Origin of the sequence: uncultured Marivirga sp. (assembly GCF_963974845.1) — a bacterium.
Classification (GTDB): Bacteria; Bacteroidota; Bacteroidia; order Cytophagales; family Cyclobacteriaceae; genus Marivirga; species Marivirga harenae.
Genome location: NZ_CAXBEQ010000001.1, coordinates 506,076 through 529,873 on the forward strand (window position 1 = coordinate 506,076; position 23,798 = coordinate 529,873).

The 23,798-nt window shown below is 35.8% G+C and carries 22 protein-coding genes and 1 pseudogene; 17 read left to right on the forward strand and 6 right to left on the reverse strand.

Features of this window, described 5'->3' with window-relative positions:
• Positions 1–101 precede the first annotated feature (101 nt).
• Positions 102–1,403 carry a hypothetical protein gene (locus AAC601_RS02245; RefSeq protein ID WP_340152352.1) on the reverse strand — a complete coding sequence of 434 codons (1,302 nt, stop codon included), beginning with the start codon at positions 1,401–1,403 and terminating at the stop codon, positions 102–104.
• A 197-nt stretch (positions 1,404–1,600) separates the two neighbouring features.
• Entirely contained in the window at positions 1,601–2,347 is a 747-nt protein-coding gene (locus AAC601_RS02250) for a flavodoxin family protein (RefSeq protein WP_340152353.1), read from the reverse strand.
• Between the two features lie 259 nt (positions 2,348–2,606).
• Between AAC601_RS02250 and AAC601_RS02255 the strand changes: the two genes are divergently transcribed.
• The 5 genes from AAC601_RS02255 (at position 2,607) to AAC601_RS02275 (ending at position 6,337) form a co-directional block, all read left to right on the forward strand.
• Positions 2,607–3,467 carry a hypothetical protein gene (locus AAC601_RS02255; protein WP_340152354.1) on the forward strand — a complete coding sequence of 287 codons (861 nt, stop codon included), beginning with the start codon at positions 2,607–2,609 and terminating at the stop codon, positions 3,465–3,467.
• 208 nt (positions 3,468–3,675) lie between these two features.
• Positions 3,676–4,218, forward strand: a complete 543-nt coding sequence (locus AAC601_RS02260; protein WP_340152355.1) for a sigma-70 family RNA polymerase sigma factor — start codon at positions 3,676–3,678, stop codon at positions 4,216–4,218.
• Positions 4,219–4,250: 32 nt separating this feature from the next.
• Positions 4,251–4,700 carry a hypothetical protein gene (locus tag AAC601_RS02265; RefSeq protein ID WP_340152356.1) on the forward strand — a complete coding sequence of 150 codons (450 nt, stop codon included), beginning with the start codon at positions 4,251–4,253 and terminating at the stop codon, positions 4,698–4,700.
• Between the two features lie 12 nt (positions 4,701–4,712).
• Positions 4,713–5,180 (forward strand): hypothetical protein, encoded by a 468-nt coding sequence (locus tag AAC601_RS02270; protein WP_303268017.1) that lies wholly within the window; start codon positions 4,713–4,715, stop codon positions 5,178–5,180.
• A gap of 29 nt (positions 5,181–5,209) precedes the next feature.
• Positions 5,210–6,337, forward strand: a complete 1,128-nt coding sequence (locus tag AAC601_RS02275; protein ID WP_340152357.1) for a hypothetical protein — start codon at positions 5,210–5,212, stop codon at positions 6,335–6,337.
• 45 nt (positions 6,338–6,382) lie between these two features.
• Here AAC601_RS02275 and AAC601_RS02280 read toward each other — a convergent pair whose 3' ends face one another.
• The gene (locus tag AAC601_RS02280; protein WP_303268019.1) at positions 6,383–6,928 is read right to left on the reverse strand and encodes a carboxymuconolactone decarboxylase family protein; all 546 of its coding nucleotides are present in this window, start codon (positions 6,926–6,928) and stop codon (positions 6,383–6,385) included.
• Between the two features lie 284 nt (positions 6,929–7,212).
• On the opposite strand from AAC601_RS02280, the gene AAC601_RS02285 reads away from it, so the two are divergent.
• On the forward strand, positions 7,213–7,857 hold the full coding sequence (locus AAC601_RS02285) for a hypothetical protein (RefSeq protein ID WP_340152358.1): 645 nt from the start codon (positions 7,213–7,215) through the stop codon (positions 7,855–7,857).
• 74 nt (positions 7,858–7,931) lie between these two features.
• Here the strand turns inward: AAC601_RS02285 and AAC601_RS02290 are convergent, their stop codons facing one another.
• A complete protein-coding gene (locus tag AAC601_RS02290) occupies positions 7,932–8,252 on the reverse strand; it encodes a tetratricopeptide repeat protein (RefSeq protein WP_303268021.1) in 321 nt (106 codons plus the stop codon).
• 133 nt (positions 8,253–8,385) lie between these two features.
• Between AAC601_RS02290 and AAC601_RS02295 the strand changes: the two genes are divergently transcribed.
• The 8 genes and pseudogenes from AAC601_RS02295 to AAC601_RS02330 form a co-directional block, all read left to right on the forward strand.
• The gene (locus tag AAC601_RS02295; RefSeq protein WP_303268022.1) at positions 8,386–9,123 is read left to right on the forward strand and encodes an electron transfer flavoprotein subunit beta/FixA family protein; all 738 of its coding nucleotides are present in this window, start codon (positions 8,386–8,388) and stop codon (positions 9,121–9,123) included.
• Positions 9,124–9,174: 51 nt separating this feature from the next.
• Positions 9,175–10,131, forward strand: a complete 957-nt coding sequence (locus tag AAC601_RS02300; RefSeq protein WP_340152359.1) for an electron transfer flavoprotein subunit alpha/FixB family protein — start codon at positions 9,175–9,177, stop codon at positions 10,129–10,131.
• 9 nt (positions 10,132–10,140) lie between these two features.
• Positions 10,141–10,761: a bifunctional nuclease domain-containing protein gene (locus AAC601_RS02305; protein WP_303268024.1), complete on the forward strand. Its 621-nt coding sequence runs from the start codon at positions 10,141–10,143 to the stop codon at positions 10,759–10,761.
• A 487-nt stretch (positions 10,762–11,248) separates the two neighbouring features.
• Positions 11,249–12,664, forward strand: coding sequence for an HD domain-containing protein (locus AAC601_RS02310; protein WP_340152360.1), 1,416 nt, complete (start codon positions 11,249–11,251; stop codon positions 12,662–12,664).
• Between the two features lie 60 nt (positions 12,665–12,724).
• Positions 12,725–13,414 carry a hypothetical protein gene (locus tag AAC601_RS02315; protein WP_340152361.1) on the forward strand — a complete coding sequence of 230 codons (690 nt, stop codon included), beginning with the start codon at positions 12,725–12,727 and terminating at the stop codon, positions 13,412–13,414.
• Positions 13,415–13,466: 52 nt separating this feature from the next.
• Positions 13,467–14,330: a transporter substrate-binding domain-containing protein gene (locus AAC601_RS02320; protein ID WP_303268027.1), complete on the forward strand. Its 864-nt coding sequence runs from the start codon at positions 13,467–13,469 to the stop codon at positions 14,328–14,330.
• Positions 14,331–14,344: 14 nt separating this feature from the next.
• Entirely contained in the window at positions 14,345–14,854 is a 510-nt protein-coding gene (locus AAC601_RS02325) for a hypothetical protein (protein ID WP_340152362.1), read from the forward strand.
• 259 nt (positions 14,855–15,113) lie between these two features.
• A pseudogene (locus AAC601_RS02330) lies at positions 15,114–15,410 on the forward strand (GxxExxY protein); the annotation flags it as partial.
• Positions 15,411–15,458: 48 nt separating this feature from the next.
• Here AAC601_RS02330 and AAC601_RS02335 read toward each other — a convergent pair.
• Positions 15,459–15,863 (reverse strand): OsmC family protein, encoded by a 405-nt coding sequence (locus AAC601_RS02335; RefSeq protein ID WP_303268030.1) that lies wholly within the window; start codon positions 15,861–15,863, stop codon positions 15,459–15,461.
• Positions 15,864–16,008: 145 nt separating this feature from the next.
• Here AAC601_RS02335 and AAC601_RS02340 point away from each other — a divergent pair, with 145 nt between their 5' ends.
• Together AAC601_RS02340 and AAC601_RS02345 are read left to right on the forward strand one after the other, a co-directional pair.
• Positions 16,009–17,997, forward strand: coding sequence for an alpha-amylase family glycosyl hydrolase (locus AAC601_RS02340; protein WP_340152363.1), 1,989 nt, complete (start codon positions 16,009–16,011; stop codon positions 17,995–17,997).
• A 315-nt stretch (positions 17,998–18,312) separates the two neighbouring features.
• Positions 18,313–18,945 (forward strand): FecR domain-containing protein, encoded by a 633-nt coding sequence (locus AAC601_RS02345; protein ID WP_340152364.1) that lies wholly within the window; start codon positions 18,313–18,315, stop codon positions 18,943–18,945.
• 68 nt (positions 18,946–19,013) lie between these two features.
• Here AAC601_RS02345 and AAC601_RS02350 read toward each other — a convergent pair whose 3' ends face one another.
• A complete protein-coding gene (locus tag AAC601_RS02350) occupies positions 19,014–20,912 on the reverse strand; it encodes an alpha/beta fold hydrolase (protein WP_340152365.1) in 1,899 nt (632 codons plus the stop codon).
• A 360-nt stretch (positions 20,913–21,272) separates the two neighbouring features.
• On the opposite strand from AAC601_RS02350, the gene AAC601_RS02355 reads away from it, so the two are divergent.
• The gene (locus AAC601_RS02355; RefSeq protein WP_340152366.1) at positions 21,273–23,735 is read left to right on the forward strand and encodes a DUF5916 domain-containing protein; all 2,463 of its coding nucleotides are present in this window, start codon (positions 21,273–21,275) and stop codon (positions 23,733–23,735) included.
• Positions 23,736–23,798: the final 63 nt, after the last annotated feature.

Below are 23,798 nucleotides of genomic sequence, written 5' to 3' on the forward strand. Positions count from 1 at the left end.
CTCACATAGAATAATTTTAACTACAATCTGGAACCTAATTAGTGAAGTATTGTAATACACAAGATTTTTTATTTAAGGGTTATTTTTGTAATAAGTAGGTATTACTTTTTAGGTTTTGATGTCCTATAAAAAGATAATTGACTTACACTATTATGGTAGGTAGTATCCTTTTCTGCATCAAAAAAATCGTAATATAAATCAATTTGGTGTTTACCCGATTTCAAATTGGAAATGTCTACTATTGACAATAGTCCATCCTGACCAGTTTGCGAGTTCCGTTGATAAATAAAATCATCTTCCAGTAATTTGCCGTCAAGGGCAACACCATAAAATTGATTTAGGCAAGCAAATCTTAATGAGTCATTTGCATTGCTATTTCCCTGTTTCAAGCTGTCATAATTGCATCTAGGTTTAATAAAGTCATTCTCGTAGGCACTTGTGTGCACTACAAACAATTCTAAATAGTCATCTTTGCATATATAACTATCAATATGCATATAGCGTGAATAATAATTGTCTGTAACTTTGTCTCTATACATGTCTTCTTTGAGTCTGTATTCTGAATCATCTTTTATCTCTAAAGCTATAGTCCTACCAAAGTGACCTTCTTTGGATCTAAGGAAAGTAAGAGTGACAGTGGAAGAAAGCAAGAATAGGAGAAGAATTACGCTGATTTTCCATTTTTTATGATTACTTATTAAGCCATAATATATATTTCTGTAAAGAAATGATAGGGTAATCCAGCCGGTAAAGCGATAGAGTGGATAAAAAACTTTATTGATGTAAGGGATTCTTTTAAACCAACCTAAGCTTACTAGGTCTATCAAGCTAATGACGAAAAAAATTGAAAGAATATCGTCCACAAATAGAAGTTGGAAATTACTGCTACCAACAATTTCCCTAACAATAGTTAATCCTATGATCAATAATCCTGTAAAGAATACAAGCCCTAAAACCCACATAAAAATTAAGAAGCTAATAGCAAAGAGGGTGCTACAAACTTTTTCTAACTTTATTATTTGAGCTGTGTAGTCGCTGCCTTTTGCTATATGATTAATATATCGGTTAGGATACTTAAGTTTATCAAAATCAATACCTTTAGGATATACATAGCTTAAACCCACAAATGCAGCCCAAACACTTCTGAAGAGTAAGTGTGTAACAAAACCTAAAGTAAGGACGATGTTTGCAAATTTAAGTATGCTAGTTATCGTGTCATTTGCTGTTGTCTTCGAAAATATATAGAAAGAATTATTATCCAGGAAATAATTTAATTCTGCAATTAATGGATAAATTTTAAATAACCCGAAAAGTACTATACCGGAAATCAATATTTCGGGCTCCCAGCTGCCTTCTTGGATTCTTTTGAGCCAGGCAGGAGCTGTTTTAATTTCGTTTTTCATTCTAGGTTCAGACTGGTAATAATTTCTAAATTAGTCTGTTAAACTTTAGAAATCAAATAAATAGATGAATTAGCAACTTTGAGAGAGAAGTCAAAAAGCTTTAGAGTAGAAATAGTATATCTTTCAATTTAAATAGTTCAACTGGATTAAGACTACTTTTCTTATGAGACGGATAGAAAATTAAACTTTAATATTATCTACCTATATTCAGGATTAGGATGATCTTTTTTATCACGATTATCCCAAGCTGGCCTTTGATTCCCATGTGCTGGGATACCGCCTTTTTCATTTAGGAGTTTAGCCATATGCATTAAATTCCAAGTCATAAAAGTGGTATTTCTATTGGTGAAATCATTTTCAGGACCGCCACTTCCTTTATCCATATACGATGCACCAGGTCCTGCTTCACCGATCCAACCGGCATCAGCTTGTGGAGGAATTACATAACCTAAATGCTGTAAACTATATAATGTGCTCATGGCCACATGCTTTATTCCATCTTCATTACCAGTTACTAAACATCCCCCTGCTCTGCCATAATAAGCATATTGACCTTGATCGTTGGTTTCACCAGAAAAGCCGTAGAGTCTTTCAATTACCTGACTAGCAACAGAAGATTTTTCACCCAGCCAAATTGGAGTACCTATCACAAGTATATTGGCCTCCATTACCTTTTTTTGAATGGCCGGCCAATCGTCATTTTGCCAACCATGCTCTGTCATATCGGGATAAACCCCAAAAGCAATTTCGTGATCCACTGCACGAATGATATCAACTTGAATACCATTATCTTCCATAATTTGGGCAGACATGCTGATCAGCCCCGAAGTATGAGATTTTTCCGGTGATTTCTTTAAAGTGCAGTTTATGAAAACGGCTTTTAGATCGCTAAAGTCAGTTTTGTCCTCCTTATTGAGTTTTTCTTGAAAGCTATTTAATTTCATAATAGATAATTGTTTTGCTCAATTTGATCATCTTGTTTCAAATAGAATGTAAAAGCTAAGACATTAGACCTAGGTTTTAGAATATTTTCCCTTTTTCTTTTTTGAAAATGTGATTGATTCTAAACTTCCCGCAAGCATTGACATTCATTTTAATTAATTGATTTCCCATGAATTTACACTTTTTACCAAAAATATTTCACTACACCATTAAACCTTTTTCAATTCGCGACATCAAAGGGGTAAATAAAAATTTAAAACGATGAAAACATTAAGAGAATTTAAATTGAAGAAAGGCACAGTATTGTTGTTAGGAATTGTAATTGGAATACTTAGCCTTCAAGCTTGTCAGCAAGATGAAGAAATGACAATTGACAGTGAAGAACAAGCTGAAGAAATTGAACTTGTAGAAAATACCACGCTTGCGGAAGATAATTCTGATCAGGAAGTGTCCCTTGCAGACTTGGCTGAATTAGAAGTAGCTTCCAGTTCGCAGCGGTCTGCTAATTGTTTTACTTCGAATTGGGATAGCGAAAGTAACGTCTTAACTATTGACTTTGGCGATGGTTGCGTTGGTCCTTATGGCAAAGAGCGTTCTGGGAAAATATTAGTTAGTTATGTCAATGAAGGCAGTTTGTATATTTCTGATCGGGTAATCACTTTTGATAATTACTTTGTTAATAATATTGAAGTAACTGGAGAAATTTTTATCGTTCGAGCAGAAGAAAATGAAAACGGAAATTATCAGAATACTTATACCCTAACAGATTTTACATTGATTTACCCAAATGGCAATACTTTTGTGTCCAACGGAAGTCGTACAAGAGAATGGATAGAAGGAGCAGGCGATGGAGACCCAAGTACGAATAGATTCCAAATCACTGGTTCATTAAATGGAGAGTCAACCCGCGGGGTGAATTGGAGTCATACAATTATAGAGCCGATTATAATAGATTTTAGTTGTCTAAGTGAAGGTAGAATGCTCAGAACTGCCGGGATAAAAGAAGTGAAATTCAGCCTCAGAAATAGAGAAAGAACAAGAACAGTAGACTATGGTGATGGAAGTTGCGATGGAAGTTATACGGTAACAATTAATAATCGAGTTGTTACGGTGGAAGGTTAAGAAAGCCTGAGGATTTAATCATCTGTAAAAGAGGAAGCATTTCTTCCTCTTTTACCATTTATAAATTTCAAATTCTTTAAATTACGAAGCGGTCTACCTAACTTAGGTTTAGTGCATTTCCATGAAGGAGAGGAATACAGAATGATTGCTAACTAAAGTTTAACTCAAGATTAAATACTTAAGTACTTTTGGTTCTGGTAAAAAATATATGAAGGCTGAAGAAAAACAATTAGTTTACTCACTTAAAAGTCCTGCAGAAAAACGGGCGGCCTTCAAATTGTTAATGGATCAATATCAAGAAAGGCTATATTTTGCCATTAGAAAAATCTTAATTGATCATGATGATACTAATGACGCAATACAAGAATGTTTCATTAAAATATGGAATAAAATTGATACTTTTAATGTAGAGGCATCCCTCTATACCTGGATGTACAAAATAGCTGTCAACCAGGCTTTGCAGCAGCTAAGAAAAAGAAAAAATAGCTTTAAAAATGAACAGCAATACACCGAATTTCTGGAAACGAAAATCAGTAATTCAACTTTAATGGATGGAGATGAAATACAAAAGCTATTGCAGCAGGCAATATTGAAGTTGCCTGAAAAACAACGACTGGTTTTTAATATGAAATATTACGATGATCTTAAATATGAGGAAATAGCAGAAATCACTGATGGAAGTATAGGAAGCCTCAAGGCATCCTATCATCATGCAGTAAAAAAAATAGAGGAATTTTTGAAGTCACATTAAACCTTTTGAGGTCAGGAACATCTAAATAGTAAATGAAAAACAAAAAAAGACATATTGAAAGTTTGAATGAGATTGAAAAGACTGAGGGGTTCAAGACTCCTGATGGTTATTTCGATCAACTGCAAATGGATGTTTTGAATAAAATTGATACAGACACTACAGAAAAATCACGCGGAAAAACGATTCTGTTTAGAAATTTTTATGCGGTGGCGGCATCAATTGCGCTTTTAGCTGTGTCTGTCATCACCATATGGTATTTTAACAATCAAAGCAGGAGTACCCGTGAAGGCTATACTGAGATACTTGCTGAGGTTAGTGATGATGAAATTATAGCATATCTGGAATATTCAGATGTTAGCTATTACGAAATAGGAAGTTTTGTGTACGATGAATCTGGAGCTGAAATGAAAGAGGATCCTACGGAGTATTTTGAATTTGAAGAAGATGAAGCAGATGCTTTATTGGAATATTATAGTTTATAAAAAAATAAAAGAATGAAACGGTTCCATATTATATTAGTGCTATGCTTATTTCTTGCTTTTAACATGCAAGGACAAAGTGATAAAATAGAAAGTGCACGTATAGCTTATATAACCCAAAAATTGGATTTGAGCCCTGAAGAGGCGGAAAAATTCTGGCCGTTATACAATGAATTTTCCAAAGAAAGAACTGCGCTTCAAAGAGAGTACTTGCAAGCCCGTCAACAATATAGAAAAGGGCAATTAACAGAAGAAGAGAGTAAAGACCTCCTTCAATTAGGACTCAAAATTAAAGAGCGAGAAGTTCAGCTTGAAAGAAAATATGCAGAAAGATTAAATAAAGTGGTAAGCAATAGACAACTGGTAGCGCTGAGAAAAGCCGAAGATGATTTTAAAAGGCTATTGCTAGAAAGGCTAAAAGAAAGAAAGGAAAAACAAGAAAGGTTTCAGAACCGGCAAGAGCGGAAATTCAGGGATAATTAAATCATTTGTTCATTTTGAATCAGTTTTTGTTGAAAATATTCAAATTAGAATGGTATCTCATTTTCCTAATGGGCTACCTTTTGTTGCTTATGCCCTTTAAAACGCAGGCACAGAAGGATAGCACCAATCAAGCGCTTGATTCTCTATTTATGGAATTGGAATCTCTTTTTGGACAAGAAGATTCAACAGCAGACCTTATAAAACTAGTTGATAGCTTGATGCTGCAAAAGGAAATCAGATACCATGCGGTTATGAGTAGAGTAGCTTATTTGGGGGAAGTCACTGCTGCAGGAAGGGAAAGTGAAGTGCCTCAGTTTGGTGTATCAACAGGGATAAGCTATTTTCATCCAACAGGAGTTTTTGTGGACGCGAACGGACTGTACAACAGTGCCTATGAACCACAGTATTTCCTCACCACACTCTCAGCAGGTTATTTTAAAACATTCTTTAGCGATTGGAATTTCTCTGTATCACATGATTTCTATATTTACAATGATACTTTAAATAACCAGCCTTTTAATAAAGCCCTTAACATATCGAATTACTATAGTCCGAAATATCTAGATATTGGGATTGACTACAGTTTGCTTTACGGTAATTCCTTGGCTCACCGAATAAATAGTACACTTTCTTTTAATTATAAATGGAAATTTGATGGTTTAATTAGCGGAATCCGAGTTTTTCCAGGAGCATCGGTACAATTTGGGAACTCAGAAGTAGTGTATTGGAAGCAATCAGATAATCCATATTTCGATCTCTTGCGAATTATTGAAAATGGAAATTATCCTGAACTTAACAGGAGACAACAATACTACTTGACCAAATTGTTGTATGAAGAAAGGCCCGTTGCGGCATCTGTACTTCTACGAAGAAATAATTTTACACCTGATCAGATTCAAGATATTGTAAGGACTTATTCAGAAAGAAGATTGACGACAGAGAATAACTTTGGCTTGATGAATTACAGCATACAAATTCCTATTTCTATTTCGCTGAGCTCATTTAATTTGATGATGACCTACACTCATAATTTTCCCCAAGCTTTGCCAAATGAAACAGTTACTTATGAAGATAATGGATTTTTTAGTGTGAGTTTGAGTTATTTCTTCTTTAAGCTGAAGAGTAAAACGATGCTTGAAGATTTTTGGAGGCTATAGTAAAATCCCAACAGTTAATTGCTGTTGGGATTATATGGACATGCTTTATGCCTCCTCTAAATTAGGAGCAACAGGAAAATCAATTTCTGTTTGGGCAATATGGTTAGTGTAATTGGTAATTGTATTTAAGGACACTAATACAATTAATTCTGATAAAGCCGCTTGATTGTAGCCAGCTTCAAAAAATGCATCAAACAATTTTTGATCTGGGTAGCCTCGTTTATCAGTAATGGCTTTAGCCAAATCGCTTAAAGCTTTATATTTTTCATCAGCTATTTCACCATTTCTTATTTCTACAGTTTCGTCAACAGACAGTCCTTTCATTTTCCCAGCAGCGGTATGGGCTGATAAACAGTATCCACATTGATTAGCTTCCGCAACAGATAATGCAATTACTTCTTGCTCTTTTCCATCGAATTCACCCTCAGCTAAGTTTTCTTGAATAGCCATGGTAGCTTTCAAAGCAGGACCTGAATTACCGATTGCAGCATAAACATTAGGCACCATGCCCATTTGTTTTTTCATGCCTTCAAAAATTTCTTTTGATACTGAATTTGCTTCTTCTGTTTTTACAACTTTTAAATTACTCATTGATATATTTCGTTTTGATTTACCTCCTTAAACCGCGGGTAATTTATGAGGTTGAGTAAAACCTGTGTTAATACATAGGAATGTCAGGAGAATGACTTGTTTGCCCTCAGAGCAATACAAGTTACTTTAAAAGAAAAATTAACTGCTTTCCGCAATTAAATTTTAAATGGAGCATAATTTTAATGACAGTTTGAAGTTTAAATAGACAATAATACTTAGACAATACCCTATTTATAAGATCAATTTTTTACGAAATAAATGCTTTGGAAAGTAACCTTAAGTAAATGAGATTAATAGTATTTCTAGGATTTTATCTAAGCTCAGTATGTTTTGCCTACTCCCAAACAAATACGGATAAAAACAAAAACTATAACCTTTTTGCCAAATTTGGAATGGGAATAACAAAATTTGCTGTGTCAGGATATGAAACAGAAGATTACCCAGCAATGGTAAATCGCATAGGGTTTGGAATTTCAAAAACGATTATTGGGAATAGAGTTCTAATTGAGTCTGGATTGAACTTTTATTTTCGAGCCAAAAGTAAATCGCCATTGGTAGATGAAATATTTTGGTACGGAAAAGGGGCGCTACTTCCATTGTTAGATGATACAGCAATACAGAGGAATCTGGCATTTGAAGTTCCTATTATGATTAAGTATTTATTAGGTGGTAATAGGTCTATAAATACTGGCCTAATAGTTAGACATTGGCAACCAAAAGACCAAGATCCAGTATCTCTTCTGGCCTCCCAAACTGAATTGGGATATACTGTAGGGATAAATCAGCAAATAGTAAAAGACTTTAGTATTGGTTGTGATGTTTTTATTGGATTTAAAGATTTCTATCCTGGCCTTGTTGTTTTTGGCTCTTCGGGAGGTATCGAAATCAAAAATAGATCGGCTCTTTTTTCAATAGCATATGCACTTTAGGACTCTTTCTTTTTTTAAAAAAGATGAGCTTAACGAAGGTGTATGTCTTGAATCTGGACTCTAGCATCTAAAATCTACTCCTCAAACTGAAAATTAGTATAGGCATTTTGCAATTCCCTTAGCGCATGATGCTCTCCATTTTTGTGTGCAACAGAAATTCCTTTTTGATAGATTTCATCAGCCCTGTCTCTGTCAAAGAATTCCGAATACAATGCTGCTGCATGATAGTAAGTACCTATATAGTTTTCATGTTTCAGTAGTAATTCATCGAAAAGTTTCTTGGCCTCTTCTGGTGCTTCCTCCTTGTATTCTGTGGCTAAGGCATAGATTATAAAGGGATCATTGGGAGATTCTTCCTTGAATTTTTGAAGTTGTGCTATTCTATCTTCATTCATTAGTCGGATTCAATTTTTATTTTTTTCAATTATACTTAACTTCGGGCTTTAATATCAGTTATACTTTATAAATCTTCAAATTGTTTTGAGCAAAAAGTGCTCTTAGCATAGAACTATAAACTCAATATATTTTATGAAAATATTAGTTTGCATAACGCATGTGCCGGATACTACGGCCAAAATTTCCTTTACGGACGATAATAAAAAGTTTAATTCAGACGGAGTACAGTTTATCATTGGCCCATATGATGACTACGCTTTGGCAAGAGCCGTTGAATTGAAAGAAGCTACAGGCGGGACAGTAACCGTATTAAATGTTGGCACTTCTGAAACAGAGCCAACTATTAGAAAAGCGTTAGCCATCGGTGCTGATGATGCGATTCGAATTGATGCTGAACCGACTGATTCTTTTTTTGTAGCGGAACAAATTGCTAATCACGCTAAAGATGCTGGTTACGATTTAATCATGATGGGTAGAGAATCCATTGATTTCAATGGTGGTATGGTGCATGGAATGGTAGGCGAGTTATTAGGATTACCAGCAATCTCTCCAGTAATGAAATTAGATATCGAAGGTCAAACTGCAAAGTTGGCTCGCGAGATTGAAGGTGGTAAAGAGTATTTGGAATTAGAGTTGCCTTTCATAGCAGGTTGTCAAGAGCCAATTGCAGAATGGAAAATCCCTAACATGAGGGGAATTATGTCAGCAAGAAGTAAAAAGCTTGATGTAGTAGCTCCTTCAGATGCTTCTGAGGCAGTGAAATTACAGCAATATGAATTACCTCCTGCAAAAGGTGATGTGAAAATGATTGATGCCGACAATGTAGAAGAGTTGGTGAAATTGTTGAAAAACGAGGCTAAAGTTATTTAAAAATAGCGGAGTAGTCGATTAATCATTGTTGAACGAAATTATAAGAAAGAAATGTCAATATTAGTATTTATAGAACACGCAGAAGGCGAAATTAAAAAATCATCTTTGGAGGCAGTATCCTATGCAGCCGCAATGGGTGATGATGTTACAGCAATTGCACTAGGTCCTGTAGATGAAGCTGTTTTAAAAGCAGCAGGATCAGCAGGAGCTACTAAAGTTTTGCACGCTGCAGATGAAAAATTAGCAAAAGGATTAATCCAGCCTTATGCCAAAGTAATTGCGCAGGCAATGGAAAAAGTAGGTGCTAGTACTTTGGTACTTGCAAAATCATCTTTGGGTGATCCTGTGGCAGCAAGAATTGCTGCTAAAATGAAAGCAGCTTTTGTTTCCAACGTTGCAGATTTACCAGATACTTCAAGTGGATTTACTGTGAAAAGAAGTATTTATACTGGTAAAGCTTTTGCTAATGTGGAAATGACCACTGAAAATAAAATTATTGGGATTAAGAAAAATGCAGTTGAATTAAAACAAGATGGTGGCGATGCTTCAGTTGAAGCTTTTGAACCCACTTTGGATGATTCAGACTTTGCCGTGAAAATTACTTCTCAGGATAAGCAAACAGGCGAAATTTTATTACCGGAAGCAGAATTAGTCGTTTCAGGTGGTAGAGGAATGAAAGGTCCTGAAAACTGGGGAATGATTGAAGATTTGGCCAAAACGCTAGGTGCAGCTACAGGATGCTCTAAGCCGGTTTCAGACATTGGCTGGAGACCTCATCACGAGCACGTTGGGCAAACGGGAGTCAAAGTTTCTCCTCAGCTGTATATTGCGATCGGGATTTCTGGAGCCATTCAGCATTTAGCAGGGGTGAATTCTTCTAAGTATATTTTGGTGATTAACAAAGATGAAGAAGCACCGTTCTTCTCAGCAGCAGACTACGGAATTGTAGGAGATGCTTTTGAAGTAGTACCAAAATTAACTGAAGCTATTAAAGCAGCGCAAAACTAAAATTCACTTGTGGATAAAATCAAATTAGAAATATTAGGTTTATCGTCTAGTCAGTCACAATCTGGCTCCTTTGCTTTAGTCTTAGGTGAATCGCCAGGTAGCAGAAGGCTTCCTATCATCATTGGGATGTTTGAGGCACAAGCAATTGCTATTGAAATAGAAAAGATTGTCCCCAATAGGCCCATGACGCACGATTTGTTTAAGTCTTTTGCTCACAGTTTCAATTATTCTGTAAAGGAAATTGTGATATCTGATTTAAAGGAAGGCGTATTTTTTGCCAAAATTGTTTGTGATAACGGCATGGAGAGAATAGAAATAGATAGCAGGCCATCGGATGCAATTGCAATCGGAATCCGATTCGATGCTCCGATTTATACCTATGAAAAAATCATGTCCGAAGCTGGCATTGTATTGTCTGACGAGAAAGAAGAAGAGGATATTTCTGAATTGAAAAAGCCCGTGGAAAAGTCTTCCTCACCAGGTCCCTCAGGTCCGCAATCAAAATCTGATTTTGACAAATTAAAGAATATGTCAATGGATAAATTGAATGAGCTCTTGGATAAGATGATCCAAAATGAGGACTACGAAAAGGCAGCTAAAATCCGAGATGAAATTAACAGAAGGAATTAGGGAGTTTATTTTTTAATCATATAATAAATAGCTTTGCCAATTTGGTAGAGCTATTTTTTTATGGAAATGAATTGAAACGAAGTTTCAACAGGGCAAGATCCCTTGCCTCCCGACTTTCAGTGCGGGACAAGTTTCGCAGGGATGACGCACAGAACAACATGAGAAGATAGGGGGTATAAGTTATTTAAACCATTTTGAACAAAGGTAAAGCACTATAATCAGACTTCAGACTCCATTCCGTGCGTCATCCCTTTGAAGAAAGGGATCTATTCATTTTAATCGAAGATTAAAATATAACGATGGCTTACACCATTCATGAATTCATTCACGTAAGAATCTCTAAAAAAGTGTAATCCAAACTCAAAATACTTCCTGATTTCATCCTCTTATCATCAAATTATACTAAATTTACAATTGCTTAATAAGAGGTCATTATTAGTGCTCTATTAAGTATTCAATACTTGGTAAAACCATCTAAGTAGTAAAAATGAATTTCTCTGCAATTCTTGCACAGCACCCTGTTTTCGAGTTAGTTAAAAAAAGTGCCCATTCTCTCGGTATCGAGGCCTATGTGGTGGGAGGCTATGTGCGTGATTTGATTTTAAAGCGTCCTTCTAAAGATATCGATTTTGTATGCGTTGGAAGTGGAATTGCTTTGGCTCAAGAGGTGGCAAACCAAATTGGTCCTAAAAAGAAATTCCAGGTTTTTAAAAATTTTGGTACCGCCAGCATTCATCACGAAGATTTAGAACTGGAATTTGTGGGGGCAAGGAAAGAATCCTATCAAAGAGACAGTCGGAAACCCATAGTTGAAGAGGGAACTCTCGAAGATGACCAGAATAGACGTGATTTTACAATCAATGCTCTGGCGATTAGTCTGAATGAAGAGAATTACGGTGCTTTAATTGACCCCTTTGACGGAGTAAAAGACTTGAAACGGAAGCTCATTAAAACGCCACTTGAACCTGATATAACATTTTCTGATGATCCTTTGCGGATGATGCGAGCGATTCGTTTTGCAGCACAATTGAACTTTGATATTGCCCCCACTACTTTTGATAGTATTATTAAGAATGCAGAAAGATTAAAAATAATCTCAGCAGAGCGTATAACAGATGAATTGAACAAAATCATCTTGACCGAGAAGCCTTCTTATGGCTTTAAGTTGTTATATCATGCTCAATTGCTGGACAAGTTCTTCCCCGAAATGGTGGAACTACAAGGGGTGGAAGAAAAGAATGGTTACAAGCATAAGGATAACTTCTATCATACCTTGCAAGTTTTAGACAATACGGCAGAGTATGGTGGAGATTTATGGTTGAGATGGGCAGCAATTTTACATGATATTGCAAAACCTGCTACCAAAAGGTTTAATCCAAAACAAGGCTGGACTTTCCATGGGCATGAAGATAAAGGGGCCAGAATGGTGCCTAAAATCTTTAAAAGAATGAAATTGCCCTTGAATGAAAGAATGAAGTACGTTCAAAAGTTAGTGCTACTTCATTTGAGACCTATTCCTCTTGTACGAGATAATATTACTGATAATGCCGTCCGTAGATTGCTATTTGAAGCAGGCGATGATATCGAAGATCTGATGACACTATGCCGGGCTGATGTCACCTCTAAAAACATGAATAAGGTTAAGCAGTTCAGAGCAAACTTTGACACTGTACAACAGAAAATGAAAGAAGTGGAGGAAAAAGATCAAGTACGAAACTTCCAGCCTCCAGTAAGCGGAGAAGATATTATGAAAGCTTTTGATTTATCACCTTGTAAAGAGATTGGGATAATCAAAAGCGAAATAAAAGAGGCAATTTTGGATGGAAAAATCCAGAATGATAAGGAAGAGGCCTTTGATTTTATGATTGAAATTGGTCGAAAACTTAATTTAAAAACCTCATAAGAACTTAAATTTATTAATATTGGCACAATATTGGTAATTCTTCAATTAATAAAAATGAATATGCAAAAATTTACGCAAAGAATACTGTTAACAATTACTCTTACATTTTTGGTGTTTAATTTTAGTTCAATAGCTCAAAATGAAGATGCTGTTGCAAGAGCTAAGGCAAAATACAATGCATCGATTCGTTTCAATGATTTTCAGGTAGCAAAAAACGCTGTCTATGATCTAATGGTCTTAGAGCCAAACAACCATTCATATTTGGATTCCTTAGCCTATATTTATTTCGAATTTAGTCAATATGCCTCTGCTGCCTTGGTTAGTAGAGAATCCTTAAAAAGAAATCCGAATAATCAGTTGGTCTTGCAAATTGGTGCAAAGAGTTTGGATCAATTAGGTGCTTTGGATCAATCATTAAAAATGTACCAAAAGCTGTACACAATATCGGATGATGCTTTTGTTTTATATGAAGTGATTCAAAAGCAATATGCCTTGAAGAAATTTGATGATGCCATGATCAATACGGAATTGCTTTTAGGTAAGAATATTGTGAATGGCAGCAATGTTTATGCAAAGGATGCTGCCGGGAACGAGATCGAGGTTCCTTTTAAAGCAGTGATATTAAATATGCAAGGATTAATAGCAAGAGGAAAAGGAGATGAGGAGTCTGCAAAAAAATATTTCAAAAATTCGTTAAGTATTGCTCCGAAATACGCTTTACCTCAAGAAAATTTGAATCCTAAAGAGTAATAACTTATTTATCTAATTATATAGCATTAGCATTACCCCTAAAATTAATATTATGAGACATTTTAAAACTGGATTAGTTGCATTATTATTTTTAATGAGCTCCACTGTTTTATCGCAGAATTTATCTGGCGATAATTATGCCACTGCAAAGGCAGCAGGTAATGGTACAGTGACTTTCACTTATGTAGAAACTCCTGGTTTCGTTTATAAAGATCAAAGTGGGAAATTGACTGGAGTTTGTGTTGACATTATGAATGATTTCTTGCAGTATGTTAGACAGAATCACGACATTAATTTGAATGCTCGCTTTTTAGGAAACGGGAGTAGTTTTAGCGCTATGTATAATGGTGTAAAGAATGGAAAAAATGGTGTTTTTGGTTTAGGAAATATCACTGTCACAGAAGCCAGAAAAAGTGAAATATATTTTAGTCCGTCTTTTATAACCAATTTTGCTATTCTGGTTACCCATAGTAGCGTCCCTTCTTTGGGATCTATGAGTGAAGTCCCGCAAAAATTCAAAGGTTTTACGGCTTATACTGCCAAAGGAACATTGAATGAGAAAAGGATCAATAATCTAAAATCTACTTATTATCCTGAATTGGCAGTTAGTTATGTGAATTCTAGTCCTGATGTACTGGAAAAAGTTTTAACAGATAAAAAATCGTTATCATATTTGGACTTGGCCTTTTATTTATCAGCTGTGAAGGAAAGAAAGCCACTGAAAAGACATAAGGTGGGGGATGAAGGTTCAGAAGAATTTGCATTTGTGATGCCAAAATCAAGCGATTGGCAACCTATAATTGAGGAGTTCTTTAATGCAAATGGCGGCTATAAGAATACTACCGAGTATAAGAAAATTTTAGTTGAGCATTTGGGCTTGTCAGCAGTTAAATTGTTAGATTCTGCATCTGAATAAAGCAGTGAAAATTTATGGATCAAAAATCGAATTATAAATATTGGGAGTCGTTTTTTCAATCACTGCAAATGACCTATTACGCATTGCTTGCGGCTCCATTATTTTTATTTGCATTAGTTTTTTTAAGAGCTGAAAATAGAAGTGCAAAATTATTTGGAATTCCAGCTGATTTAGAAAATACTGTGGTAGGAATCACTGTGATTCTGGCGATTATAGAAATTGTATTTCTTCATTTTTTGGCAGCCAGACAATATAAATCTGCTGCTCAGGATTCTGACTTGCACTCCAAAATGAAGAAGTACAGAAGTGCTACTTTAGTAAAATATATTGGTTTAGCCATATATCAAGTAATCACTGTAGCAGTATTTGCTATGACCTATCATAGTGGCTTAATGGGACTTTTCACCGGTTTGCTACTCTACAGCTCATTTTTCAGACCTGAGATCCAAAATGCTCGAAGAGATTTGAAATTGACCAAAGAAGAATACCAGCAAATAGATTACAAAACAGGCTTGGTGACATAAAATGCTGAGGTTTTGCAATGAACTGTATAGAAAAACAAAAGTCACCTTTACAAAATTAATGCTTTGCTTCTTTGATATTCAATATTTTGACTATATCAGACAAGATTGTAAAGACAAGTTTTAAGAAATGCTAGAGAATCAAATTTCAAAGGCAGTAGTAAATGCCGCTTATGAAGTTCATGTTAATCTAGGTCCGAGATTGTTGTAGTCTGCTTATGAAAATGCATTAATATATGAGCTCTAAAAAGCAGGATTATATGTCGAAAAGCAAGTTGAGCTTCCATTGAAATATAAAAATATAGAAATGGAGTGTGGCTACAGAATTGATTTATGGGTTGAAAGAGATGTGATATTAGAATTGAAAACAGTTCAAAAATTTGAACCAATCCATACTACACAATTATTAACTTATCTAAAATTGACAGATAATAAATTAGGTTTGTTAATAAATTTTAACTCAACTTTAATTAAGAACGGAATTAAACGAGTAGTAAATAATCATTTAAAATCAACCGCAAAGACGCTAAGCAATATTAATTTCTTTCTCTTGAGCTAGATAACCGTTGCGTCTCTGCGCCTTGGCGGTTTACATTAGGAGCTTTAATTATACTTCCTTAATTACCACTTCGTAAGTAGCTTTTACATTCAGCGTCCCCGAAACCGAGCAATATTTACCGGCTGCCAATTCTACTAATTTCATAAATTCATCTTCGTTCAGATTATCTGAGGTTGCTGTAAATATCATATGGATACTTTCATAAGCTCGTGGATGTTCATCTCTTCTTTCCCCAGTAGTCTCCACTTGAAGGTCCATCAGGTTTTTCCTTCTTTTCTTAATCATTTCCACCAGATCAACTGATGCACATGAAGCCAAAGCGGCTAAAAGACTTTCCATTGGAGAAAAATAATCTTTGCTTTTAGCATCATACATATCAATATTCAAGATATTGCCCGATTCATTTTTACTTTCATATTCTTTGGGCGCTAACATATTGGTGATTACTCGCATGTCTTCGTTCTTATTAATGTTATTTTAATTGAGTGCGCAAATCTACAATCTTATGGGTAAATTAGTAGGGAAATAACTTAATATTTCAAACACTGTAAGATTCGCTAATCTTTTCCTATTTTTAGAAAAGTCTAAATCATTTAAGATGTTACAAATTATTCAAGATGACCCGTGGTTGGCTCCTTATGAGCATGATATTCACACTCGCTATGATTATTATAAATCTGAATTGGATAGGATTAAAGATGAGTATGAAAGCTTATTGAAATTTGCTAATCGACATGAAGAGCTAGGCTTTCAAATAACTAAAATAGGGTTCTGCTATAAAGAGTGGGCTCCGCAAGCTCAAGCCTTGGCTTTGGTGGGAGACTTTAATAATTGGGATGAAAATGCTCATCCTATGAAAAAGGATGAGAATGGTATTTGGCATGTGGAAATATCTGATGATGAAGGATTAGAGAATCTAGCCCAAGTAAAAGTAAGGGTGACAGCCGCCAATGGTAAGAATGACAGAATTCCGGCCTACATTAAGTATGCAATCCAGAATACAGAAAATTATGACTTCACAGGCAGGATTTGGTCGCCTAAGAAGGAGTTTAAATGGACCGATTCTCAATTTGATTTAAGTGCAATTAAAAATCCTGTGATATATGAAGCACATCCGGGTATGGCGCAAGAAAAAGAAGGAGTAGGTACATTCAAAGAATTCGAAGAGAATATTTTACCTAGAATAAAATCATTAGGATATAATTGCATCCAATTGATGGCTGTAGCTGAGCATCCTTATTACGGTTCATTTGGATATCATGTTGCCAATTTTTATGCCCCATCTTCTCGTTTTGGTACACCCGATGATCTAAAATCCTTGGTGAATACAGCTCATAAAATGGGGATCGCGGTAATAATGGATGTGGTGCACTCTCATTCAGTAAAGAATTTCTCAGAAGGCTTAAATGACTTCGATGGAAGTGGAAGCCAGTACTTCCATCATGGTGGTAGGGGTTACCACACAGGATGGGATTCCAAATTATTTAATTATGGAAAAGAAGAAGTTTCCCGTTTTCTACTTTCAAATTTAAAATACTGGTTGGAAGATTTTCATTTTGATGGTTTCCGTTTTGATGGCGTAACTTCTATGCTATATCATCACCATGGAGAAGGGGTGAGTTTCGATCATTATGATAAATATTTTAAAGACGGAGTGGATTGGGATGCAGTCCGCTATTTACAATTAGCGAATACTTTAATCCATGAAATTAAACCTCATGCTTTTTCCATCGCAGAGGATATGAGTGGAATGCCGGGAATGTGCCAGCCCATAGAAGCTGGGGGACTAGGCTTTGATTATCGTTTAGGTATGGGAATTCCAGATAATTGGATCAAATGGCTCAAGCACAAGCAAGATGAAGAATGGAGCATGCAGGAGATTTGGAATGTGTTGAGCAATCGAAGATACGGAGAAAAGACCGTGGCATATGCCGAGTCGCATGATCAAGCCATGGTAGGAGATAAAACCTTAGCTTTTTGGCTGATGGATAAAGAAATGTATTGGCACATGGCCAAAGGGGATGATAATTTGATTATTGACCGTGGGATTTCTTTACATAAAATGATTCGTTTGGTGACAGCGGCAGCTGGCGGGGAAGCTTATCTGAATTTTATAGGCAATGAATTCGGACATCCTGAATGGATGGATTTCCCAAGAGAAGGTAACAACTGGAGCTACAAATACGCAAGAAGACAATGGTCTTTGGTTGATAATCAAGAGCTGAAATATCATTTCCTCAACGATTTTGAGAAAGCAATGCTAGCGCTTTTAAAGAATGAAAATGTGTTAGAAGCATCTCCTGCAAATCTTCTGAATATTGATGAAACCAATAAGGTTTTGATTTTTGAACGGTCAAATTTGATATTCGTCTTTAATTTTCATCCTAATAATTCGGTTCCAGATTATGAATTCTGGGTACCTAAAGCAGGGAAGTATCAATATCTGCTAAACAGTGATGATGCAAAATTTGGAGGTCATAAGAGAATAGCTGAGTCTACTATTCATGAAAGCTTTAAGAAAAAGGGTGGAGATTTTATTAAGATCTATTGTGTGAACAGAACGGCTTTGGTTATAAAAAGGAAGTAGAGGCTGTTCCCCTCTTGTCCAAATGCTCCGGAGGAGCCAGTAGTTTCCACCAGCGGGACGCTGGCGGGAGTCAATTCCTTTAGAGCAAATTATCAATTTTAGTCCGGAAGGGACGAAATATTTGAACGGGGGATGAAGCCCTACGCTAGAAGTCTACAATTCAACGAAGCCCTGACGGGGCGAAACATTTCTCCCTTTTTGCATGCTTTTTTCTATCATCCTGATTAATAAGTAATTACGAGATAATTTTCGGTATTTGTAAAAGTATAAGGCTTATGTTATAAATTTGTCATTATGATTTAAAAAACAATGACAATGAATTTCAAATACACTTTTTACATATTTTTATTCTCAGTCCTTTTTTCTGCATGTTCTAAAAAGAAAATCACCACTAATGAAAATTCTGAAGCGGTAGAATTGCCTGACGGTAGTATCGTTTTTCTTAGTCAATATTCGGAGCTTGAATACTTAGAAGCATTTAATCAACGTAGAGTGGCCATTTCAGGTGAATGCTACTTCTCAATAGAGTCTTCTAATAAGTCATTTATAGTTGAAGGTCATTTGGGCGAAGTGGAGGTATTAGGAACTGAGTTTAGCATGAAATCCAACACGGAGCAACTAGAGGTTCAAGTTGCGGAAGGTACCGTAGCATTTAAAGTGGAAGGTCAATCAGAAAATATTTCCTCGGGAAGAATGGCATCTTTTGAAAATGGAGATGATTCAATTGAAACTGGCAAAGCGTCTATTAATTTCAACAGATGGATGGCAAAATTAAGAATTGAATTGAAGCGATTGGATAAGGATTTAGATAATGAGGTGATGCGCTTAGAAGATAAACTGTTGGAAAAAGCCAAGGAAATTGAAAAAGAAGCCGGGAAAGTCGAACGGAAATTGAATGAAGCAGGAAAGCAAATTGAGAAAAGCATAAAGGATATAGCAAATGACTAAAGTCGGAAATATTAATAAAATAGAGGCATCAGCTTAGCAACTGATGCCTCTATTTTTTAGAAGCTATTCTACTTTAAATACTCATCCAAAAATACCTTAATCTTTCCATAGCCTTCAATCTCATTTTCCTTCTTACGGAAGCCATGTCCTTCGTCTGGGAAGAGCACATATTCTACCGGCACGCCTTTATCTTTCACATTTTGCACCATTTCATCGGATTCAACTTGTAATACTCTTGGGTCATTACTTCCTTGTAGTACCATCACTGGCTTAGTGATTTTATCTCCATGAAATAATGGAGATATTCTATAAAGTCTCACTGAATCTTCTGTATTAGGATTTCCTAATTCTTCATATAAAGCAGTTTTTTGAGCTTCCCACCAGCTTGGGATGGAACGTAATGTCCTAATCCAATTGGTTACACCAAAAATATTGACTCCTACATCAAAAGCATCAGGCTGGAAAGCTAAAGCTGCCATCACCATATATCCACCATAAGAGCCTCCAATTATACCTACTCGAGAAGTATCGGCCCAGTCTAATGTGGCCAAATAGTCTTTAGCATAAACGCAATCCATTAAGTCATCTTCTCCATGCTTTTGATCATCTAATCGGTTAAAGGTTTTGCCATAGCCGCTGCTGCCTCTATTATTAACACCTATTATGGCATATCCATGATTAACCAAATACTGAATTAAAGGAAAATAATTGAGGCGAGTTTGACCACCAGGGCCCCCATGGACCCAAACCAATACCGGTACTTTATTATCTGCCGAAGCCTGATGCGGTTTGTATAGAATGGAAGGGATTTCTAAATCATCAAAGGAAGGATAGCGAACGACCTCTCCCTCGACTAAATCCTCTCGATCCATCTCAGGATTTAAAGATTCTGTGAGTTTATTGAGTTCTTTACTCTCAAAATCATAGACATAAATATTAGTAGGAGATTTAGAGCTTCCTACTGATAATCGCATTTTGTTTTCGCTCTTTGAGATGCCTACTCCATTGATATTGCCACCCTTTATTTCTGGCAATTCCACTTCTGCACTTTCCTCGGTATTGGTAATTTTCACAGTGGTTTTGGCATCTTCATTAATTCCCATTACACGGTAGGTACCCTCCCAAGAGAAGTTGGCATACCAAACATCCCATTCTGTTTCAACTACCTTTTCAGATTCACCGCTAGCCAAATCAAATTTACTCAGATAAGTGAATTCGCTTCCTTCATTGGTAGTGTACAAGAGGGATTTATTGTCTGCACTGAACTCCTGTGCTCCATAGCTTGCCGTTGGGTTTTCAGGCGATATTTTGGTCTGTTCGCCTGTTTCCACTTCCACTATGATCAATTCATTGATGGATGTGGTAATAGGTTTGTTGATGGCCACATATTTATGATCATCAGAAATGCCAGAAGGATTACCACCTGTATTATTTTCAAATATCATCTTACTGTCAAAGTTTTCAATATCCATTTCGTAGATATCAAAAAACTGCGGATCTCTTTTATTAGAAGTGTATTTAAAACTTTTTAAATCCTTATTCCATCCTATAAAAGATGCTTTCTCATTTTCAGAAGGCGTGAGGTCGGTCACATTCTCATCGGTATCCAATAAATAGATGTGACTAATTTCATTTCCTCCTTTATCTGCTGAAAATAGGATGCGATCATCATTTGGAAAATAGGATTCCGCAAACCAAGATTCATCTTCATTATTCGAAAGGGTGTCAATCCGAGAACCATCAGTATGTAGGGCGTAAAGATTATAAATGCCCGTTGCATTGCTTGATACTAATAGTTTTGACTCATCATGGGAAAAATACCCGCCTGAATAATTAATATTATTGTAAAACTCTTCAATTGTATAGTGCGTAAGCTTGTCTTCCTCCTTTTCTGTTACTTTCTGAGAACTGCAAGCGAGTAAAAAAATGCAGAGCAAGAAGGTACTGGAAATCGATAATGTTTTCATAGTCAGTAGGTTTAGTGTGTCTCAATTTATAAAATTTATCCTAATGTGAATATGCTTTCTTGCAAAAGATTAATTTAGCGTGTTTTGGTTGTCCACCTTCGGTCATCTTTGTTCATAATCGAACATTAAAACCTTCCTATAAGTACGTATAAGGCCGTTTAAATCGGTTTTTTAGAATGGTTTAATTATTGGTGAGAGTAAATACAATGAAATAATTGCAACTATTTGAAGTTATTAAACATCATTAACCATATCTACTTGCTCACTATAGAGAGAAATGAACATCTATGAACTTCTTTTTATGCTGGAAAATGTAGGATTGCAATTGTTTCGGATTAACTAATTAATTGAATAATCAGCATGTTAAGGTGTTACTTTTTTACTTTATTCTTTCTCTTCGGTTTTTTCAGCTTGTCACAGGAGGCAGACAGTATTTTCCGCAAAAATATCAATATCCCCAGAATTGCTGAAGCCCCCAAAATTGATGGGATTTTGGATGATTTAGCTTGGGAAAATGCTCCCATTGCAAAAGATTTTGTTGAAAGAAATCCTACAAATGGACAACCAATACCTGATAGCTTGGCGACTGAGGTTAAAATTATCTACGATGATTTGGGGATTTATTTTGGGGCTAAAATGAAGGATTCTGAGCCGCATAAAATAGCTACAGAATTAACCGAGAGAGATGATATAGGGGCGGATGATTTCTTTTTTATTCTACTTAATGGATATAATGACCGGCAGCAAAGCATGCAGTTTATCATTACAGCTGCAGGTGTGCAGTATGATGCTAAAATGACCAACGGAGACGAGGATAATTCTTGGGATGCCGTTTGGTATAGTGAAGTAAATATTACCGATGATGGATGGGTAGCAGAACTATTCATTCCCTATTTTATTTTGAGATTTCCTAAAAAGCAGGTGCAGGAATGGGGCCTTAATATGGAACGAGAGGTTTTTAGAACGAGGACTCGCTATAGTTGGAATCATGTGGATAATCAAAAAGGGGCTTTTTCACTCTACGATGGAGAAATACATGGAATTAAAGATATCAAAACTCCGACACGATTATCTTTTCAACCTTATATTTCGGCTTATGCTAATAATTATGATGGCAATACGGACTTCAATTTCAATGGGGGCTTAGATTTAAAATACGGTATTTCAGATGCCTTTACATTAGATATGATTCTAATTCCTGATTTTGGTCAGGCTCGATTTGATAATAACGTCTTGAATTTATCTGCTTTTGAGGTGCAATTTGATGAACAGCGACCTTTTTTTAACGAGGGAACAGAGTTATTTTCCAAAGGGGATATGTTTTACTCGAGAAGAATTGGAGGCAGACCTTCAGCAAGTCCAACAGTAAGTGATGGGGAAGAAATAATATTTCAACCTAATGCAGTAGAATTAATAAACGCCACAAAGGTATCCGGAAGAACCGAAAATGGTTTAGGTATAGGCTTTTTTAATGCGGTTACTAATGAAGCTTTTGCCCAAATAAGAAATGAAGAGACAGGTGAAATAAGAACTGAAAAGGTGGAGCCTTATACTAACTATAATGTAACTGTTTTAGATCAAAGATTTGGAGATAACAGCTCTTTTTCCTTGGTTAATACCAATGTAAGTAGACTGGGAAACTATCGTGATGCTAATGCTACTGGTTTATATGTAAGCCATACTAATAAAGCTAATACATGGAATTACAGCGCCAGTACTGAGGGAAGTTGGAGGTTTTTGGAAGAGGAAACCGTTTTCGGGACAGAGATTCAGGCTGGGGTTTCCAAAATAAGTGGCGAACACAGATTAGAGGGAAGATTGGATCTACGAACTTTAGATTACAATATCAATGACTTAGGATTTTCTACTAATACCAATTATGTACGCTATATCGGCTATTATGGCTACAGATATCTCCAGCCCAGGGGAAACTTAAATAATATGTTTCTGAATTTTAACCTCAACCATTTCAGAAGGCTAGATCCTGATTTATTTAGCAATTTCACCTTTAATTTTAATTCAAGTTTTACCACTAAAGAGTTTTTTGGTTTTGGAGGAGGTATTGAAACAACGCCTTTCGGAACGAATGATATTTATGAACCAAGAATAAATGGAAGGCATGTAAAATTTCCTGGTTACCAAGATCAATGGATTTGGATGAATACCGATTTTAGAAAGAAATTGGCATTTGAAGGATTCATTGACTGGTATAAGTATTTTGAGGAGGGTAGAAGTAGTGTTTTTCTTAGCTTAAATCCGCGCTATAGGTTTTCTAATAAGTTCAATTTAAACTATGGCCTGTTTTATAATCCTTCTTACAAAGAACAGGGATTTGTTGATATGGACGGTGATGATATCATATTCGGGCAACGAGACAGGATCACTGTAGAAAATTCCATTGGAGGAAATTACATTTTTAATAATAAGATTTCCTTAAACCTTATTTTCCGACACTATTATTCTGGTGCTTTATACAGCAAGCTTTACAGTTTGGAGCAAAACGGAGAGTTGACGGAAGAGCCTGATAGAGAAAATATCTATGATGTGTCTTTCAATACCTGGAATCTGGATGTGAAGTTTGCATGGTGGTTTGCCCCGGGTAGTCAGATTACCATTCTCTATCGAAATGCTTTGGACAGTTATTTGCAAGAAAGCGGGCAAAGTATAAATGAAAATCTTGATTACCTTTTTAGTCAGCCGCAACTGAATAGTCTATCGGTAAGACTTAGCTATTTCTTGGACTATAACCGAATTAGAAATGCGTTTGCAAATATGAACACTTCAAATCGAAAGAAGCCTGAGAAGATGAGTGTTGGTTCTTGATATGGAATAGTGCTACTATTTGTATGAAGTATTAGAATATATTCACTTTAGATTACCATTAAC